The 15,744-nt window shown below is 48.5% G+C and carries 8 protein-coding genes and 2 tRNA genes; all 10 read left to right on the top strand.

The genetic code is table 11. The features are described from left to right. Window position 1: 1 nt before the first annotated feature. The 10 genes from ABIC22_RS00725 to ABIC22_RS00680 all read left to right on the top strand — a co-directional run bounded on the left by ABIC22_RS00725 (window position 2) and on the right by ABIC22_RS00680 (window position 15,670). Window positions 2-1,126, top strand: a complete 1,125-nt coding sequence (locus ABIC22_RS00725) for a DUF58 domain-containing protein (RefSeq protein ID WP_127539352.1) — start codon at window positions 2-4, stop codon at window positions 1,124-1,126. Next, window positions 1,123-2,430: a DUF4129 domain-containing protein gene (locus ABIC22_RS00720; protein WP_127539353.1), complete on the top strand. Its 1,308-nt coding sequence runs from the start codon at window positions 1,123-1,125 to the stop codon at window positions 2,428-2,430. The genes ABIC22_RS00725 and ABIC22_RS00720 overlap by 4 nt, the downstream gene beginning before the upstream one ends. Before the next feature lie 102 nt (window positions 2,431-2,532). Beyond that, window positions 2,533-3,489 carry an aldolase catalytic domain-containing protein gene (locus ABIC22_RS00715; RefSeq protein WP_127539354.1) on the top strand — a complete coding sequence of 319 codons (957 nt, stop codon included), beginning with the start codon at window positions 2,533-2,535 and terminating at the stop codon, window positions 3,487-3,489. A 378-nt stretch (window positions 3,490-3,867) separates the two neighbouring features. Beyond that, window positions 3,868-5,994 (top strand): bifunctional diguanylate cyclase/phosphodiesterase, encoded by a 2,127-nt coding sequence (locus tag ABIC22_RS00710; RefSeq protein ID WP_354477177.1) that lies wholly within the window; start codon window positions 3,868-3,870, stop codon window positions 5,992-5,994. A 142-nt stretch (window positions 5,995-6,136) separates the two neighbouring features. Continuing rightward, a tRNA-Pro gene (locus tag ABIC22_RS00705) sits at window positions 6,137-6,210 on the top strand. Window positions 6,211-6,221: 11 nt separating this feature from the next. Further along, window positions 6,222-6,292, top strand: a tRNA-Gly gene (locus ABIC22_RS00700). Window positions 6,293-6,852: 560 nt separating this feature from the next. Beyond that, a complete protein-coding gene (gene abc-f / locus ABIC22_RS00695) occupies window positions 6,853-8,757 on the top strand; it encodes a ribosomal protection-like ABC-F family protein (RefSeq protein WP_354477174.1) in 1,905 nt (634 codons plus the stop codon). 409 nt (window positions 8,758-9,166) lie between these two features. Beyond that, window positions 9,167-10,201: a phenylalanine--tRNA ligase subunit alpha gene (gene pheS / locus ABIC22_RS00690; protein ID WP_095288315.1), complete on the top strand. Its 1,035-nt coding sequence runs from the start codon at window positions 9,167-9,169 to the stop codon at window positions 10,199-10,201. A gap of 69 nt (window positions 10,202-10,270) precedes the next feature. Continuing rightward, entirely contained in the window at window positions 10,271-12,724 is a 2,454-nt protein-coding gene (gene pheT, locus ABIC22_RS00685; protein WP_354477171.1) for a phenylalanine--tRNA ligase subunit beta, read from the top strand. Between the two features lie 138 nt (window positions 12,725-12,862). Next, on the top strand, window positions 12,863-15,670 hold the full coding sequence (locus tag ABIC22_RS00680) for a hypothetical protein (protein WP_354477168.1): 2,808 nt from the start codon (window positions 12,863-12,865) through the stop codon (window positions 15,668-15,670). Window positions 15,671-15,744 lie beyond the last annotated feature (74 nt).

Here is a 15,744-nt window from a genome sequence, read left to right as displayed (position 1 = left end):
TATGGCACTATTATGGCTTGTCATTGTAGGGGGTATTATCATTGGCCTACAAGGTGTATGGTTTGGACGCCCGGCATTACGAAGGCTGAAGTATACACGTGAATTCAGCAAACTGCGCTGTTACGCAGGCGATGAGCTTGAGATGGTGGAGACGATAGCGAATGAGAAGCGGGTCACAGTACCCTGGCTGAGACTTGAGGCGATGATGCCCGGATCCTTTGTATTTCGCAGTGGTTCAGGCATGGATATCAGTCAAGGTGATATCTACCAGAATCACAAAAGTATATTTACTTTGAAACCATTTACGAGAATTACACGCAAGCATCCGATTATGTGCAGTAAACGTGGTATCTACACGTTGAATACGGTGACCATGACAGGTGGAGATCTGTTTGGCGTCTGGCGTAATACCCAACCGATCCCTGTCCATCTGTCCATGATCGTATATCCATCGCTGGTCGCTGCTGAAGATCTGCCTGCCATTTACCAGGTGTGGCAGGGGGAGGTAGAGGTATCACGCTGGATCGTGGAGGATCCATTTCTTATTCTTGGCGTACGTCCTTACGGAGCAGGCGATCCCATGAACCGAATTCATTGGAAAGCAAGCGCACGTACAGGTGAGCTGCAGGTATACAAGCAAGGCTGGACAGCTGATCCACAGTCCTGGATTATTGTAAATATTCAGGAGTCGGAGGATATGTGGAGTGTAGTAACCCGACCTGAGCCGATTGAGCGTGCACTGAGCTATGCGGCAACGGCTGCAGCCGATGCGATTGGCAGAGGACTCCCTGCAGGATTCGCTCACAACGGCTATCGGGTAAATGGCGGGCGTGATCCGCTTCGAATTGAACCTGATTATGGCAACCCGCATCTGGAGCTGCTTTTGGAGGCAATGGCTGAAACCGAGTTGAAATGCATGGTTCCCATGGAACAGTTCCTGAATGATGAAGTGAAGCGCAATGAGGAAGCTCATCAGGCACGAAGCTATCTTTTAATTACGTCTTACGTTTCTACTGCCATGGAGCATGAGATTGCTCGCCTGCATGAACAGGGACACCGAGTAACCATTCTGCCTGTGGAGCCAGATCACATCGGTACGAAGAGCAACAAGGCGGTGAGTGCATGAGTGATCCGACTTGGGAAAGCAAATCAAGACTAGGGATGTCTCTGCTCGCGACGCTGCTAATTGGCGTTTATGTGTTTCCTTTGTTGACCCTTACTTCATTCTATGCAAACGGTCATTTTCCTTATATTCTGCTGATCATCTATGCTTTGGCAAGCGGCATCGGCGTGCTGCTTGGCCATAGGTTTCAAGGATTAGGAACCCGTATGTGGCTTCGGTTAGTTGGAGCTCTGCTCCTAGGGGTGGCTGTATCCCTTATTGTGGTTTGGATAGCTGGACATACGGGACCGGAATTAATCACAACTCTTCTGTGGGGGGCTCTATCAGCCTTTGTAGGATTGGCGCCAGAACCATCGCTTCGCTCCACCTTGATGTGGAGATGGCAGATCTTCGGCGTTGTCGGGTCTATTATAGGAGGTATTTTCTCGCGTTGGTTCGAGCCCTTATTCCCATTGCAGACCTATGGAGGAACATTATATGCAACAGGCTTCATCAGTTTTGTTGCTTGTCTCCTTAATGTCTACAGTTCACAGCTGGATAGAGCCGTATTAAATGATGGCAAGAGAAAGATTGTGCTTCGGGAATTCAACAGAGCGAATCATCAGCGGTTGATATGGATGTTGTTAATCATTGCAGGTATCGGAGCATTTCCCAGTCTAGCCGCCTGGCTCGCTCCACTGCGGGATCGTCTGCTCGCATGGATCAGGGGATTAATAGGTCCGTCTTCCGATCCGCAGTTGCCCATGACACCAGACTCTGGTATTGACCCATCAAAGCTTCCAGGGAGAGTGACAGAGCAGTCAGAACCATCTGTTTTCTGGGACATGCTGGGATGGTTCGTTCTAGGTGCTTCTGCTGCACTGATTCTATGGCTTATCTTCAGATTGGGGCGTAAGACTATAAACCGTCTTATGGACCGATTGAGGGGGATGATGGAACCCAGGGAGCGGAGGGCCGAGCCGCGGACCGAATACATCGATATTAGTGAAACCCTGGAAACACCCGTGAGACCACGCAAACCCTGGTTCCGGAAAAAAGAAACACCCCCATCTCAGGAGGCCGAGCGCGTTCGTTACTACTACAGAAAATGGATAGATCAAGCAAGACAGCGAGGGGTCGAAATTGAAGCTGCACAGACTCCGCTGGAAGCAGCAGAGAAGATCCGGCATCACAAGCCATCTTCAGGCAAGCAAGATACGCAGAGATTTTCAGACATTTTAACAAGTACCTATAACGCGGTTCGTTACGGAAAAAAAGCTCCGAATCCTTCCGAGATGTCCGAGATTGATCAGAACTGGAAGTCTTGATAGAACCATTAGACCCAATAACGTGTTTATCCCTTTACTTTTCTTGTTACGTTCAAGTATCATGAGAGGAATACACAAGTTGGTCAGAAAAGGAGCAGACAAATGAAGACAAATCATTGCAAAATTGTAGATTGCACCATTCGTGATGGCGGATTGGTAAATAATTGGGACTTTAGCGTGGACTTCGTTCAACAGCTATATGCTGGATTGAATGAGGCAGGCGTTGATTATATGGAAATCGGTTATAAAAACTCGCCGAAACTGCTGAAAGGTGCCGAAGAAGCAGGACCATGGCGTTTCCTGAATGATGACTTCCTGCGCAAAGTGATCCCGCAAAAAGGAAATACCAAATTGTCTGCTCTGGTTGACGTCGGACGTGTGGACGAGAATGACATTTTGCCGCGCAGCGAGAGCATGCTGGATCTGATCCGTGTAGCCTGCTACAGCAAAGATGTGGACAAGGCTTTGGCCCTTGTTCAAACGTTCCATGATCGTGGATATGAAACAACCCTGAACATCATGGCTTTGTCCAATGTCATGGAGAACGAATTGCTCGAAGCCTTTGAATTGATCAAAGAGAGCTCTGTAGACGTTGTGTACATCGTTGACTCTTATGGCAGCCTCGACCATAACGACGTGAAGTACCTCGTTGAAAAGTTCAAAACCCATCTGCCAAACAAACGTCTCGGTGTTCACACTCACAATAACATGCAGCTTGCATTCTCCAATACGCTTGTCGCTGCAGAGCTTGGCGTCGAACTACTGGATGCTTCCGTATATGGTATGGGCCGTGCAGCAGGTAACTGCCCAACTGAACTTCTTGTGGCGCATCTGAAGGGAACGAAATATAACTTGCGTCCGGTACTTGGCGTATTGGAACAATTGATGGTTCCTCTTCGTGAAAAAGAAGAATGGGGCTACATCCTGCCATACATGATCACAGGAGCACTTGACGAGCATCCGCGTTCGGCAATGGCCCTGCGTTCGTCATCCGAGAAGGATAACGTCGTGGATTTCTATGATAAATTGACAACGCCTGAAGTGAATTTTGATAAATAATTTTTTCGGTAAACATCATACAAGCAACGGTCATGTATCAGATTCTCTGCAATGCATTTTGTATGGAAAATAGTCTGAAATGCTGTTGCAAACTAAAGGGACATGGACTCCAATTGGAGATTCATGTTTTTTTAGTTCTTAGTGCCTTGTTTTTCTACGTGGATATGAATACATATTCCTATTTTCAACTATTTTTTAGTTCACGTCCGCAGAATTAAATGTTATTATGTACCAGATAGCATGTATTGGCATGTGAATTGAACGTTGGTAAATATTTATTGTCGAATGGTGTAATAATGAAAGTTTTCAAACCTGAACGTCATAGACGAGGGCTAAAGGTTATTCAGGATAGGTGATCCCGGGAAGGAAAAACAAGGCATGAAGGCAAATTCGCAAGATCAGAGAAAAGTGATATGGGTCGCACTAGGCGGCTTATTATGTTTCCTCGTAAGTCAATGGTATCGTTCCTCTGCAAGCTCTGATCTAATCATATCCGGATACCCCGTGCTGACGCTACTTGGCGGATTCGTTGCTGCTGCAGCCTGTATCGGTATTTACAACCAAAGCTGGTTGTTCCAGACCCAAAAGTTAACCCTGCGCAGAATCATGATTACAACGCTTTTTTTGTTGATCGGCCTGTTTGAATTAATTCATATCGTTTCATATGCGGAAGAGATGCCGAGTGGCGCGATGTTGGAATCAGAATTTTCCCTCAAAATGATGACGCTGGGCTCTGTGATCTGTGCAGTGGGTTTATTGCTTATTTATGCAGTGAGAGAAACAGAGATTGCGTTACCGCGTAAATTTTTACTATTTAGCGGAACGCTGGGTACGTTTGTCCTGTTGTACACAGCGGGTGTTCAGGAATGGAGCTGGCTGCCCAAATTAACTCAGCAAGAAGTGCTAAGCGAAACGTTTATGAAAATTCACTTCTTGGTCGGTCTTCTTTACGGGATCACCGCATTTGTGTTGTTTTTGAAGTGGAAGAAGGGTAAAGAGGGAGATTTGCCTTCTATTCTGTGTGGAGCCCTGTGCTTCTTCTACGGAGAGTGTTACTTGATTTCTGCAACGCAGATCAGCGACTTGAATCTGTTATTTGCATTGTGGATGAATTGTCTGGGATATTTCTTTGTACAAAAAGGACTATATACAACGGTAGTGGATACCCCGTTTCTGAAGCAGCAGGCTGCTGAAGCCAAAATGAACTATATTGCTCATCATGACGATGTAACAGGTCTGCCAAATCGCCGCCGCCTTTCCCAGAGACTCAAAAGATTGATGGATGAAGCAGTGAAACAGGACGAGCTCGTCGGTGTACTCGTTTTGAATATCAACCGGTTCAAAACGATTAACGACTCCCTCGGTCAGCAGGCTGCTAACCGTGTTCTTCGTCAAGTGGGGCAGCGCCTGAAGCAATCGTCTCTGCCGGGCGAAGAAGTGTATGGTCTTGGTCGGGACGAGTTTGTGGTCACGATGACGGACTTCTGGAATACAGAAAATGCTCTGCGCCGAACAAGATCGATTTTGCAGCTGTTTGAAAAGCCAGTCATGGTTGATGGCAACGACTATCATATAACGCTTGGAATTGGCATGGCCATATATCCCCATGACGGAGGATCACCAGAGGAAATCATTCAAAATGCGGATACTGCGCTTCATAACGCCAAGGAACAGGGGATCGAATTGAATCGGTATGCTCATGCAATGCAGATGAAGGCACAGGAACGACTGCAGCTGGAGAATGATCTGCGGAAAGCGTTGGATCGAGGTCAGTTTTATCTTGTATACCAACCACAGATCAATATCGCAAGTGGTTTAATCGTTGGTATGGAGGCTCTGGTACGCTGGCAGCATCCACAGCGCGGCCCAATTTCTCCTGCAGAGTTTATCCCACTTGCGGAAGAGAGCGGATTAATTGTACCGCTGGGCGAGTGGGTGCTTCGGGAGGCATGTGCGCAGAACAAGCAATGGCAGGAAGCTGGATACCGCAAACTGTGTGTGTCTGTTAATCTCTCGATGAGACAATTCAGACATTCCCATCTGCTGGATAACATCAACGGCATACTGAGGGAAACAGGATTGGAGCCGGACTGGCTGGAACTGGAGATTACCGAAAGTATGACATTTGACAAAGATCGTGCGTTTGAACAACTTCGCAAAATTAAAGAGATTGGTGTGCAAATCAGTATTGATGATTTTGGAACAGGATACAGTTCGCTGCATTACCTGAAGGATCTGCCGATTGATCGGCTCAAAATTGACCGTTCATTCGTGAACGAAGTCATGGAGGATCGCAATAATGCAGCGATCGTCTCCACCATTACATCCATGGCTCATCATCTGCAATTGAAGGTGACAGCCGAAGGAGTGGAGAACGAGTCGCAGCTGGTGTTCCTTCGGGATCAGCATTGCCATGAAGCACAGGGGTACTTTTTCAGTAAACCCATTGTGGCGGCTGATTTTGAAAAACGGTTTTTACGTGATGTGGATAAACCTACAGGATAGCCATCAGACAGGAGCGGGAATCGCTTCTGTCTTTTTTGTTTGTCACCCAAAAGGAAAAAATGGGAATTAAAAGTTGCAAGGACCGGATGAACATGTTATATTAGTTTTTGTAAAAACCGTGTTAAGATTCTTAGGAACTTAACGGGACGTAGCTCAGCTTGGTAGAGCACCTGGTTTGGGACCAGGGGGTCGCATGTTCAAATCGTGTCGTCCCGATCGTCTATCGCGCGGGTGTAGTTCAATGGTAGAACTCCAGCCTTCCAAGCTGGTAGCGTGGGTTCGATTCCCATCACCCGCTTAACTTAGAGAACCCTCTTGTTAATCACAAGAGGGTTTTCTTTTTTTTTTACTCAAAGTGATGAAAGCGCAGTATTTGCTTTCTTACATTCATTCAAAGCTTTGCAATTCCCCCAACTTCTGGTACAATAACGGAGAAATTGATACTATACATGAATGAGAGGTAACCACACGTCCCATGAAGTAAGACACATGAATTGAACCCCAGTAACTGCAGAAGATGTATGACGCAGTCAGCCGAAGCGGCTGAGCAATGAGGGGATTCGTGTGTCCAAATTCAGCTATGGGATCAGGTGTGTGTGCTAGCCGAGTAATGTGGCTTGTGTACCCTTCTTGGGTGTTTATTTGTCATACCTGGGTGTACCTTGTGCTTGTTTTTTGACGCTTTATCCAAACCTGAATTGCCAGACCGCCGGCGGATGCCAGCGGTTTTTTTGTTCAGGAAATGATGTCTAAGGTTTCCTGCGAGCCAAGGCAGCTCTGCGTGATCGAGATTAACGATATCATCTCGAAGAAGCTCGGGATGAATTTGATTTTTTAGCGCAGGAAGGATGAAGTCTTATGATGACATTGGTACGCCTACATGAAGTATCAAAAGAATGGAACGGGATGGAATTGTTTGCAGGATTAAATCTGGAAATTAACGAAGGTGAGCGGCTTGCGATTCTCGGTCGCAATGGATGCGGGAAAACCACATTGTTACGCATCATTTTAGGGGAAGAGGAGGGAGGCGGACATATTGAGCGCCACGTCCCGCAGAAGGAGTGGGGATTCATGCGTCAACGTTCTCTAATTGACCCCGATATGAAGGTACTGGATGCAGTACGGAAGGAAAGTGGCCGGATCTATGAAGTGAAATGTGAGTTGGAAGAACTGGAACGGCGTATGGGCATGAGCGGGAGTGAAGATGAGCAGCGGCTGCTTGAAGCCTATACCGTAGTGATGGAGCAATATGAGCAGCTGAACGGCTACATGTGGGAGACCGAGGTGGAAAAGGTGTTGACCCGTCTGGGTTTAAGCTCGGAGCACTGGAACAGATCCTATCATTCCTTGAGTGGTGGACAAAAAACCAAGGCAAGGCTGGCAGGACTGCTGGTCAGCAAACCCCAATTTCTTATTTTGGATGAACCGACGAATCATCTGGATGAAGACAGCATGCGATGGCTCGAAGAGTGGCTATCCAATTACACCGGCACGCTGCTCTTTGTTTCACATGACCGGACCTTTATTGATCAGGTAGCAACAGGTGTCATTGAATTTAATCCGCAAACGCTGACCAAATATAAAGGTGGATATTCTGACTATAAAGTTCATAAGGAGAGGGAACGGCGAGAACAGGAAACCCTATACCGCAAACAGGAACTGGAGCGCAAAGCGCTTGAAGAAACCATTCGCAATTATCAGGAGTGGTTCCATAAGGCCCACAATTCAGCAACGGACGTGGAGGTTAAGATCACTCAGAGCTTTTACAAAGCCAAAGCCAACAAAAACATTTCACGTTACCATGCAAAACAGAAACAGTTGGAACGGCTAGAAAATGAGCGGGTAGAGAAACCTCGCGATGCAGTCAAGCTAAACATGGAATTGCAAGTTGACACGTTAGCGGCACGCCAGCTGCTTGAAATGAGAAACGTCAGCTTCGCATATCCGGAGGGACATCCGTTATTTCACAATCTGGGAATTGCCGTCGGACGAGGGGACCGGCTTGCCGTACGTGGACCGAATGGTACGGGGAAAACGACCCTGCTGAAGCTGATGATTGGTGAACTTGAACCAGAGCAGGGGGTGGTGAGAAGGCATCCAAAGCTGAAGATCGGTTACTTCTCTCAAGAGCTTGAGGGACTTCCCGAGAATCAGACGCTGCTGGACAGCTTGCTCAGTCTCCCATCCATGACTCAGAGTGCTGCCCGAACGATTCTGGGATGTTTTCTTTTTACCAGAGAGGATGTATTCAAACGCATCGGGAACCTGAGTATGGGAGAGAAATGCAGGGTTGCATTTTTGAGATTATACTTTGGCGGTGCGAACTTGCTGGTTCTGGATGAGCCGACAAACTATCTGGATATTGATACCCAGGAAGTGATGGAGAATGTGTTAAAACAGGCTTCGGGCGCTCTGGTACTTGTGTCTCATGACCGAATGCTGACAAAAATGCTGGCCAATCGCTTGCTTGATCTGGAGCAAGGAGGGAAGGTTACGGTATTTGAAGGAGGAGTTCTGGATTGGGAAGAGTCGAGAAAACTCCGAGATTCTTCACTTGGCCAGCGGGAATCGGATGATGAACGATTACGCCTGGAAATGCGACTGTCCGAACTGTTATCTCCCATGAGCGATGCGAGCATAGATATCCTTGCCCATCCGGAAGCTGCTGAAGAGCGTGCTGCGGAAGCCGCTGAGATCCGAGACATTCAAGAGCGGTTAATCCAACTTAGGCGGAAGGATGCGAGCAAAAAATTAGATGGTTGACTGGCTTGCTATTTCGATTGAATTTGCATATAATTATGAACGATCATCGATAAATACGTCGATATAGGTTTGATTCATTAACAAACGTGATGATGGAGACAAGTAAGCAGTGCCTCTGGACAGGGAGGAAGCGCCGTAGATTGAGAGCGTTTCTGTAGAACAAGGCTGCCGAAATTCACTCCGAAGCGGTTCCCTGAACTTGACTTGGCAGCAATTGCTGAGGCTCAGCAGTAGGGGCAAACGGTTAACGGTCGTTATTCCGTACAGAGTGAGACAGACGTGTTGCAGGCCGGAAGGGCCAGTCAGCACCGGATGTCTAACAAGGGTGGTACCACGGTCTTTTCGTCCCTTTTGGGGAGAAAAGGCCTTTTTTTGTTGCAATAACACCACATAAAGGGGGCAATTACACATGAAAGAACGTTTAGAAGCATTGAAGATTGAAGCGCTGGAACAATTGTCCGGCGTGAACGATCCGCAGACGCTTGGTGATCTGCGTGTGAAGTATTTGGGGAAAAAGGGTGCATTGACTGAAATTTTGCGTGGCATGGGTGCACTTAGTGCAGAGGAACGTCCCGTAATCGGGCAAGTGGCCAACGACGTTCGCGGCGCCATTGAGGAAGTCATCGACAGCAAGCAGGAGCAGTTCCAGAAGGAAGAGACGGCGAAGCGTCTTCAGTCCGAGACCATTGATGTCACCTTGCCAGGACGTCGTGGACGTCAAGGCGGTCTGCATCCACTGACCAAAGTGGTACAGGAAATCGAAGATATTTTCATCGGCATGGGATATCGCGTAGCGGAAGGTCCTGAGGTGGAAATGGATTACTACAATTTTGAAGCACTGAACCTGCCGAAGAATCACCCGGCGCGCGACATGCAGGATTCCTTCTATGTAACAGAAGACCTGTTGATGCGTACCCATACGTCTCCGGTGCAAGTACGCACCATGCAAAGCATGAAAGGGGAAGTACCTGTCAAAGTCATTTGCCCGGGTAAAGTATACCGCCGTGATGATGACGATGCTACGCATTCCTTCCAGTTCAATCAGGTTGAAGGTTTGGTCATCAGCGAAAACATTCGCATGAGCGACTTGAAGGGTACACTGCTGCAATTTGTGCGTGAAATGTTCGGTGCTCACACTGAAATTCGTCTGCGTCCAAGCTTCTTCCCGTTCACCGAGCCAAGTGCTGAAGTGGATGTAACTTGTGTACAATGCGGCGGCAGCGGCTGCCGAGTATGTAAACAAACCGGATGGCTTGAAATTCTGGGCGGCGGAATGGTTCATCCGAAGGTGCTGGAAATGGGTGGATATGATCCCGAGAAGTACAGCGGTTTCGCGTTTGGTATGGGGGTAGAACGTATCGCCATGCTGAAGTACGGTATCGATGACATTCGTCATTTCTATAACAGTGATATGGCATTCCTGAAGCAATTCGGACGGCTGTAAACTTTACGATAAGCAAGCGCTAAAGGAAATTTAGCTAAACCAATTTATAGATTAAGGAAGTGAACGTCCATGAGAGTATCGACAGATTGGCTGTCTGATTATATTGCCCTTGAAGGTGTGACGCCACAGGAACTGGCAGAGAAAATTACACGTGCAGGGATCGAAATCGATGTAGTGGAGAACCGCAACCAGGGCGTAAACAAAGTGGTTGTAGGGTATGTGAAGAGCAAGGAGAAGCACCCGGATGCGGACAAACTGAACGTATGCATCATTGACGCCGGTCAGGAAGAGGATCTTCAGATCGTATGTGGTGCGAAAAATGTGGATGCGGGTCAAAAGGTAGCCGTAGCCCTGGTTGGAGCGAAGCTACCTGGCGGTTTGGATATCAAAAAAGCCAAGCTGCGCGGCGTCGTTTCACTTGGCATGATCTGCTCTGCAAAAGAGCTCGGCATGAACGACAAGTTGCTTCCTAAAGATCAGCAGGAAGGCATTCTTGTCCTGCCGGAGCAAACGGAAATCGGCACACCAATCAGCCAGGTGCTTGGTCTGGACGATCATGTGCTTGAACTGGATCTGACACCAAACCGTTCCGACTGTCTGAGCATGCGCGGTGCAGCTTATGAAGTTGGCGCCATACTGGGTCGTGAAGTGAAGCTGCCTAATCCGAAAGAACAGCTGGTTGAAGTCGGTGATGCTGCTGCCGATCATATCTCGGTGGAAATCACGGCGCAGGAACAATGCAGTCACTATGCTGCCCGTTATGTAACGGGTATCAAACTGGGAGCTTCTCCGCTCTGGATGCAAAACCGTCTAATGGCGGCTGGTGTTCGTCCAATTAACAATATCGTGGATATCACGAACTATGTCATGCTGGAGTACGGTCAACCGCTGCACGCCTTTGATGCAGATAAACTGGAAAAAGGTCATATTGAAGTACGCATGGCTAAGGAAGGCGAAACGATCGTGACCCTGGATGGTCAGGAGCGTAAGCTGGAACCGCATATGCTGCTGATTACCGATAGCGTGAAACCGGTAGCCATTGCGGGTGTTATGGGTGGCGAGAATTCCGAGGTATCGGAAGGCACAGTCAATCTGCTGCTCGAGTCCGCCAAGTTCGACGGCGGAACGGTTCGGAAAACGTCGCGCCAATTGGGGCTGCGTTCCGAAGCTAGCATGCGTTTTGAGAAGGAAGTTGATCCGGGGGCTGTTATCACGGCACTGGACCGTGCGGCTGAATTGATTCAGCGCTATGCTGAAGGCCAAGTACATCAGGGAATTGTGGAAGCTGGAGCCGAGGTGGCAGAGAAGGTTGTTATCCAGCTGTCACTCGACAGACTGAACCGTTATCTGGGAACCGACCTTTCACTGCTTGAGGTGAAAACCATTTTTGCTCGTCTGCACTTTGCATGCGGCGATGCTGAACAAGGATTGCTTGATGTGGAAGTACCAACGCGCAGAGGCGATATTACTCGCGACGTAGATCTCTTTGAAGAAATTGCCCGTTTGTATGGATACGACAACATTCCAACCACATTAATTGAAGGACCGACAACACCAGGAGCCTACACACGCTCACAGGCAATGCGCCGTACCATTCGTGGACTGCTCGCAGGCAGCGGGTGGCAGGAAATGATTAGCTACTCCTTTGTACATCCGGATAAAGCATCCTTGTTCCCGGCATTGACTGCAGGAAGCAAGGCGGTGAAGCTGGCTATGCCTATGAGTGAGGATCGCAGCGTGCTACGCACAAGCGTTCTGCCGCAAATGCTAGATGCAGCAGTGTATAATATGAACCGGAAGCAGGATTCACTTGCTGTATTCGAAGTGGGCAGCGTGTTCTTCACCGAAGAAGAAAAGCTGACGAAGCAGCCGTATGAAATTCCGGTCCTGAGCTTACTGCTTACAGGTAACCGTGCCGCTCAGCAGTGGAATGTAGGGGTAGAAAAAGTGGACTTCTTCGATCTAAAAGGTGCGCTTGAGAACCTGTTCTCCTATGTTGGATTGGAACAACGCATTCGTCTTGTTGCAAACAGTCCGGAAGGGTTCCATCCAGGACGTTCTGCCTCCGTGTATTTGGAAGGGAAGGACGGCGGTGAAGGTAAATTGATCGGTACCATGGGTCAATTGCATCCTGAACTTCAACAACAATATGATCTGAACGATGTGTATATCGCAGAGATTGCTCTTGAGACAATCTATAGTGAAGCAGACGTGGATATCCGTTACCGTGAGCTTCCGCGTTTCCCGGCTGTTGAACGCGATATTGCCGTAGTCGTAAGTAAAGACATTGAAGCAGGAGCTATGCTCAGCTCGATTCGTGAGGCTGCAGGAGAGCTGCTGCAAACCGTACAGGTATTCGATGTGTTCACAGGCAGCAAACTGGGTGAAGACAAGAAGAGTGTGGCCATGGCGCTTGTGTATCGCAACCGCGAGCGTACACTGACGGACGAGGAAATCACAGAGGTTCATGCTCGTGTGGTTGCCCGTCTGGAGGAGCAATTCGGAGCAGAATTGCGCAAATAGAACAGAAGCCAATTTTTTGAACAACAATTAGCAGGAATTGCTTGAAGTCACATCGAATCCTTAGCATTAGAGGATCGATGTGACTTTTTTGTCATTACAGCTTAGAATCAACATACAGACTTGAAGGAGGGCACAATTGTGACTACACCTGATCGTACACGCGTCACCGTAGAGATCTACGGGACTTCCTATAAACTGGTTGGCAGCAGTGCCGACTATATGAAACAAGTAGCTAATCTGGTGGATGAGCGCATGAGCGCAATTTCCAAGAACCATTCCCGTCTGGATACCCCGCGTATTGCGGTACTGGCGGCTGTACATATGGCTGAACAGTCTCTTCAGACCCAGGAGATCCGTAATGAACTGAAAATGCTGACTGGTGAACGGACAGAACTTCGAAATGAATTGAACAGGCTGAATGCCATTCAAAGTGAACATCAGAAGGAGCTGGAGCGTCGTGACCAGGCGCTGGCTGAAGCGACCAAGCAGAAGACTGAGGCAGAGCAGGCCATGGCGAAGCTGCAATCCGAGAAGCAGGATGAAGTAAACAAGCTGCAATCATTGCTTGAACAGGAACGAAGTCAGGCTGCAGCCCGTGAACAAAAGCTGCAGTCGCAGACTGCTGCGCAGCTGAAGGAAGCCGAAGAGAAGATGAAAATGCGCTTGAAAGAAGCAGAAGAGAAGGCGGCCAACCAGCTTAAGCAGGCTCAGGCACAGGCAGCTGCAGAGCTGAAGGAAGTACAAGCACGTGCTGCAGCCGAGTTACAGCAGAGCCAGGCGAAGTCAGCGGGACAATACAAGGAACTGCAAGATAAGACAGCAGCCCAACTAAAAGAAGTACAAGCACGTGCTGCAGCTGAGTTACAGCAGAGCCAGGCGAAGGCAGCAGGACAGTACAAGGAACTGCAGGATAAAACAGCAGCCCAGATGAAGGAAGCGGAGAGTCGTGCTGTCGCAGAACGCCAGAAAATCGAGGCAAAGGCAGCACAGCAGGTGCAGGCAGCCAAAGAAGAAGCCGAGGCTGCGATTTTGTCCGAATTGGAACAGGCTGAGAGTCAATTGAAGAAGGTTCAGGAAGAGGCTGAGCTTCAATACCGTGAACTTCAATCCCAAACGGATCAGCGCTTGCAAGAGGCGAAGCAGCAGGCAGAAGAGCAATTAAGATTCCAGCTTGGCAAGGTCCAGGAAGAGCAGGCATCACAGCTACAACAAACGAAAGAGGAACACTTAACAGAGATCGAAAAGCTAAAAGCCGATTTCCACGAATCTTCAGAGCAGGCCGAATTGGAATGGATGGAAAAAGAAGCAGCCTATGAGGAGCAATTACAACAAGTAAAAGCCGAGGCAGCTTCTCAGTTCACCGAAGCCGCAGCTAATGCTGAGGCCAAACTACAGGAAGAACGTGGGAAACTGCTGCAGCAGCTGGAAAACGAGCGCACACAAGCTGAGGGTCGTGTAGCGGAAATTGAGAACCAGCTTAAGGATATACGCAAGCAGCTTGAAGAGGCACAGGAAGTGGCTGCTGATCAGGAACAGCAGCTACAGCAGGAACGCGCTGAGCATGATGCATTGCGCAAGGAACAAGCGCAGCGCAAACAGGATCAGGAAGTTCAGGCTCGTCGCATAACGGAACTTGAACAGCAGTTGGGGCAGCTGAAGGAAGACAGTACCCAGCTCCAAGAGCAGCTGCGTGAAACGGAAATCGCTTTACAAAAGTCTCGTGAAACGGAGCAGGAATGGAAACAACAATACAACGAGACGGTGGAGAGAGAAACTTCCCTTGCAGCACAGCTTCGGAAAGTTCAGGAGCAGCATGGACTGCTTGAAAAAGATATTCAGAAGCTTCGTGAAGCCGAAGAGAAGTCCGAGAATGAACAACGAAGATTGCAGAAAGTTCTGGAGCAGGCTCATGCTGCCGTACGAACGCTGCAAAATGAAATCAGCACACTTACCGAAAGCGAAAAATCATGGAAAGACCTGGCCGAACAGCGCCTTGTCGAAATGGGAGAGCTGGAGACTCAGGTGCTTGAGGCAGCAGAACAGAATGAAACATTGGAGTCTGGTGTACAGTCCCTTCATGATGAATTAACCGTGGTTAAGGAAGAAGCTCGTGGGTACAGAGAAGAAGCGAATCGCTATAACGAGCAGGCAAGTCGTGTGCAGCAGGAGCGCGAACAGCTTGAAGAGGAGCTGAACCGGATCCGTGAAGAGCTAAACCAACTTCAGGAATCCTATACACAAATCCGCAACGATTATGGGGATGCATTGCAGCGGGAGGAAAATCACACACGCAAGCTTACTGAATTGGATCAGGAAAAGCAGGCACTGGAACAAGCAATTGCAACATCCGGCGAGCATGCTGCCAAGCTAACTGAGCAAATCGCAGAACAAAGAAACTTGCTTGCACAGACAGAGGAAGAAGCACTTGAATGGCAGATTAAGCATGAAGAATTGTCTGCAAAACAGGCAGAGCTTATATTACAACTGGATGAGTTAAAGGAGCGGGAAACCAGGTTACTCTCTCGTGTGGAACAAGCCGAGCAGCAGGACCAGGTCTGGCAGCGTCGTGCAGATGAATGGGCCGTACAGGAGCAATCCTGGCAGGAACGCTGGAACCTGCTTGAGAATGAATTGAATGCTTGGCAGAAGGAAAGTGCCGCCAGTGTTGAAAAGGTAGAGGCGCTAGAACAGGAGCGTGAGCAGCTCGATAAGCTCCGTAACGAAGCCATAGAAGAGAAACAAACGATGGAAAATGAACTGCTGGAGATTGGTGAGCGCTACGAACTCGCTGCGAATCAGCTTAGACTGCTGCAGGTTGAACGCGAAATGGAGCAGGAGAAGGCAGAGCAGCTGAACATGGAGTATCGCCAGCTGCGGGATGAATATACGAAATTGCAGACGGAATATAACGAATGGATCGAATTGATTGAACAGGATCAGACCTAAGGGCATCAGATCATAATTAAAATCATGGGCATCGTACGATTGTACAATTTGTTATAATACAGAAAGAGCTCCCG

Origin of the sequence: Paenibacillus sp. PvP094 (genome assembly GCF_040546835.1) — a bacterium.
GTDB lineage: Bacteria > Bacillota > Bacilli > Paenibacillales > Paenibacillaceae > Paenibacillus > Paenibacillus illinoisensis.
The sequence above is the reverse complement of the archived record's forward strand: the minus strand, read 5'-3'. Positions and strand labels throughout refer to the sequence as shown.

What these genes read in the sequence shown, in the direction of transcription:
- ABIC22_RS00725 (WP_127539352.1), top strand. Translation starts at nt 2, where the DNA reads ATGGCACTATTATGGCTTGTCATTGTAGGGGGTATTATCATTGGCCTA.
- abc-f (WP_354477174.1), top strand. Translation starts at nt 6,853, where the DNA reads ATGATGACATTGGTACGCCTACATGAAGTATCAAAAGAATGGAACGGG.
- ABIC22_RS00710 (WP_354477177.1), top strand. Translation starts at nt 3,868, where the DNA reads ATGAAGGCAAATTCGCAAGATCAGAGAAAAGTGATATGGGTCGCACTA.
- pheS (WP_095288315.1), top strand. Translation starts at nt 9,167, where the DNA reads ATGAAAGAACGTTTAGAAGCATTGAAGATTGAAGCGCTGGAACAATTG.
- ABIC22_RS00715 (WP_127539354.1), top strand. Translation starts at nt 2,533, where the DNA reads ATGAAGACAAATCATTGCAAAATTGTAGATTGCACCATTCGTGATGGC.
- ABIC22_RS00720 (WP_127539353.1), top strand. Translation starts at nt 1,123, where the DNA reads ATGAGTGATCCGACTTGGGAAAGCAAATCAAGACTAGGGATGTCTCTG.
- pheT (WP_354477171.1), top strand. Translation starts at nt 10,271, where the DNA reads ATGAGAGTATCGACAGATTGGCTGTCTGATTATATTGCCCTTGAAGGT.